The 3,974-nt window shown below is 33.1% G+C and carries 3 protein-coding genes; all 3 read right to left on the bottom strand.

Annotation, left to right across the window (positions count from 1 at the left end; genetic code table 11):
* A partial coding sequence (locus Wcon_RS10185) for a hypothetical protein (protein WP_147269191.1) occupies window positions 1-2,263 on the bottom strand: 2,263 nt, incomplete at its 3' end.
* 31 nt (window positions 2,264-2,294) lie between these two features.
* Window positions 2,295-2,717, bottom strand: a complete 423-nt coding sequence (locus Wcon_RS10180; RefSeq protein ID WP_114517969.1) for a hypothetical protein — start codon at window positions 2,715-2,717, stop codon at window positions 2,295-2,297.
* 113 nt (window positions 2,718-2,830) lie between these two features.
* The gene (locus tag Wcon_RS10175; protein ID WP_114516788.1) at window positions 2,831-3,769 is read right to left on the bottom strand and encodes an IS110 family RNA-guided transposase; all 939 of its coding nucleotides are present in this window, start codon (window positions 3,767-3,769) and stop codon (window positions 2,831-2,833) included.
* Between the last annotated feature and the right edge of the window lie 205 nt (window positions 3,770-3,974).

The following is a 3,974-nucleotide window of genomic DNA, read 5'->3' as shown; positions in this document are numbered from 1 at the left end:
CTAATATCACTACTCCTACACGTTGCCCCACCGAAGTTAAAGTATCGTCTTGATTATGTGTAATATTAACAGACCCAGTAAAATCTATAACATATTCTTTTATAACCTCTTCGTAATCATCCTTAAGTTTATCTTGATAACTCACTGCTTCATCAATCTCTTGCGGCAGGTCGAAATATGAAAAATTACCATTATTCCATAGAAGAAAATTAATACCTATCCATTTATTTCGATCATTGTAAAAATTTTCTATTCTAATAATAAAAGGAATTCCACTTTCTCTTATTAATAAGAGATCATCTTTATCTTTATATCTCTCAATATCTTCAAGACGGGAATTAATCACCACATGATCGTCTTGAAAATCTTCAGGCAATAAAAACATATTTTGAGTTTGTGTAGCATGAAAAAAAGGAACCAATTTACCATATTCCATAGAAGAATTAGCATATAGCTCTGACTCATATAACATTGATTCTACGTAAGGAATAAAGGTCTCTCCTTTTTTGTTCATAACTATGAAATGCTTATAGCTATCACCCTGGAGATAATTTTTTACTCTGATATTAGGATTCAAATATAAATCACAACCTTGCATCCCAAATTCTCCTAGAGCTTCTTGCATAAGTATTGTGTCTAATTTTTTATCGTCTGAGTGATTATCAATTGTAATACTTTTCTCTTCTGTGTCATTGTTAATCACGTACATATCGTTTCCGTTTCCACCCTCGACAAAAACGGTTTCTTTATCAAGGATTATTATATCATTCCCTGAAGAGCCAAATACTATTGTACTGTTGTTTGCTTCATTTTTAATAATTTCAATTACTTTATAACTCTCTTTGCTGTTCAGGATATTTGTATGGTAATGCCTTTTGACAGCACTAAAATCGTTTAAGGAGTATTCTTCATACAATTTAGATGAGTCAATCCTTGTAATACCAGTTTTTTTGATCTCAGGAACAACATTATTGCCATCTTTATTTATCAGTACAAAATTAGGTTTATTACTGCTTTGCTCAATATAATTTTTAATACCAAGGGAATATGAATTACCTCTTCCGTCATCTCTCCTTTCTATATGTAAAGTATTAACTTTTGGAAAATAAGTAATAGAGATGGAATCATCTAATAGGCTAATGCCCGTAAAGATTATGGTTCCTGTTCCTTTTACATCAATCCTTGAATATGAATTGCCATACAGATATTCTGCAGCTTCTATGTAAAAAGTATAATTACCTTCTCCACCTATAACATCAACATTAGACCCAATAATTACCTTACTACAGTTCTCAATTATGTCTCTCGAGCCAAAATAAGCTCCACCACTATTTACAACAAAATTGTGATAAAGATCACCAGTACATGAGAATTCATCTACCTCCTCTTCTCTCCCTATATAGCTATATTCACTAAATTCAAAATTATCATTAACACTTTCCATAATTGTTAATGAGTGACTGTTCATTTTTATTTCCAGTACGTTTTGTGATCTTTGTGTGGCACTACGACTCTGCTGATAGTTGATATTTATCTTTAAAATATTTTCTTCTAAAGCACTATTTTTTATATAATGAAAATCAAATACATTGGTAGAGTTTTGACCTGGATTGATTTTACCTAAAAAGTCAGGTTTTGTAAGAATAAACTCATTGGTTGTATTATCACCACCAGTTATCGATACTCTACCTCCAAAGATTATAAAGCGATTAATTAACTCATTACTCCCAACAATAGAACCATCATTTACATACACTAAGTCATAAACAATTGTTGTACCATTTTGTTTTCTTCTGCTGTCAACAATAACCATTGCATTTTCACAATAATACACAGCTGATGGAACTAAATTTGTCGTGCCTTCTTTTTCATAAATACCATTGGTCTTTTTTGGTAAACAAATCATTTCAGCATTTTCAATTGGATTAGGTAAAAAACGTGAAAGATTTTCACTATAAGAATCTCTTCTTTCATTCATAAAAATGTTCGCATGCTCTGCTCTATTAATTGCTTGAGTGCTTCGACCTTCTTCACTACACTTTATTTCCACACCCTGATATGTTAGTACTTTTAAATTTTCACGGCAGTAGAAATAAATATCTTCTATACTCATGTTTCCAAAACCAATTGCATAGGCAATTACATAATCAGGACTTTTACTTAAAGTTTTCCAGGCCATTTGTGCTATACTATTAACTGAATGACTCCTAGCTTCAAGAGCTTTTATATTCGGTGGTATGGGTTGTAGAAGCATTGTATTCAAAAAAATATCCCAGTTCTCACCATGAGTTGTATTATACTTTTTCGTACTCTATAATATTACTCACACCATTATAAATCCCTTGACCCACCATTAGTGTAAACCCAACTACAGCACCAACCCCAGGCAAACTAGCTGCTGTAAGAGCAACACCAGAAACAAATGACGCACCAGAAAAGGATATAGATGCTATATTATCCCTTATTTCTTTCTCTCCACATGGATTATTACTATTCTCTCTTTTCTTACAATCAACAAGATTACTTGCTGAAATACCTATATCAACAATATCAAATATACCAGATACAGCTCCTGCAGCACCTTTTGCCATTGTAGTTCCAAATTTTGCACCTGCAATTCGAATAGCAAATTTTGTCTGTTTACCTACAGTACCTAATATAATCTTCCCTGCAACTTTTTCAGCTGATGTTACAATTTTCGGAGCAATTTTAACCATTACATTCTCAATTGGTTGAGATGCAAAAGACCATCCTATTCCGCCTAGATTTAATCCACAATCCGTTGCTGTTCCATCCTTGCAAGATACAACAGCACCAGGAATCTACCGTCTTAAGCGTCAAGATAAAAACTATTGTTTTTTACCATGGCATTTAAACAAATAATGATTTTTCTCATGACAGCAACTAATGCAACTTTAGCGGCTTTGCCAGAAGCAACTAAGCGCTGATAAAGAGCTTTCATTTTCCTGTTATGACGCATTGCGACCACAGCAGACATGTATAATGCTTTTCGAGCATAAAACCTGCCACCTATGATTTGAGCTTTGCTTACCTTTCTTCCGCTTTCATTAGTTTTTGGTGCAACTCCAATTAGACAGGCTATTTCTTTATTATCTAATCTACCAAGCTCAGGTACTTCTATGAGTAGGATACTCGCAATTTTGCGTCCAATACCTTTATAGCTAGTTAGAAGTTTGCTTTTTTCCTTCAAACCAGGGTCAGAGTCTATTATGTCTTCTATGTCTTGCCTAACTTGCTCTAATTGTTTTTTGGCAAATTCTATCTGCTTTACTATATATTCTCTGGCTTTTCCTGTCACATTATGTAAACGACACATATTTGCGTGAACATCATCGCTTAGATTACGCTCAATTGCTCTTAGTTCTTTTAGTTCTTCTTGTTTTTGTGAAACTATACATTCTACTACCTCATCGTTTTTTGTGATAAATTCAGCATACTTTTCTAGCAATTTTGCATCTAATTTGTCTGTTTTTGCAAAATGGTTACAAGCTTTCGCAAACGCATATACCCGGTTTGGGTGAGCTCTATGCACAACTATACTATGTTCTTGTAACAATTTTACGACAAGTTTTTCATAACCGCCTGTTGATTCTACTACACATAATTCAACAAATACATTAACTATTTTTGACTTTATAAACTCAGATATAGCTTTTTCTGCATTTTCTATACGCTGATGTTTATTGTTGATTGAAATATCAAGTGTCTCTTTTGAAACATCAATACCCATAAAAACTGTTCTAGCCATTTTTGCACCTATAAATTATAATCAAATAACAATATAAATGATGTACAGGATTGTGATTCGATCTTTTAGATCCCCCTACCGTTCGTACTACATTTTTTAAGCAAGGAGTGTACTGAGATTCCTACGATTTCTATCAATCAATCCAATTGACAGTATCACTCCTTGCTCATTATAGCCTTGCGACTTTGATTTAATATACAATCCA

It is taken from the genome of Wolbachia endosymbiont of Cylisticus convexus, assembly GCF_003344345.1.
This window is presented reverse-complemented; position numbering and strand designations above follow the sequence as displayed.

Bases quoted from the DNA above. Each gene is read 5' to 3' on its own strand.
- Wcon_RS10180 (WP_114517969.1), bottom strand. From the start codon at position 2,717: ATGGTTAAAATTGCTCCGAAAATTGTAACATCAGCTGAAAAAGTTGCA.
- Wcon_RS10175 (WP_114516788.1), bottom strand. From the start codon at position 3,769: ATGGCTAGAACAGTTTTTATGGGTATTGATGTTTCAAAAGAGACACTT.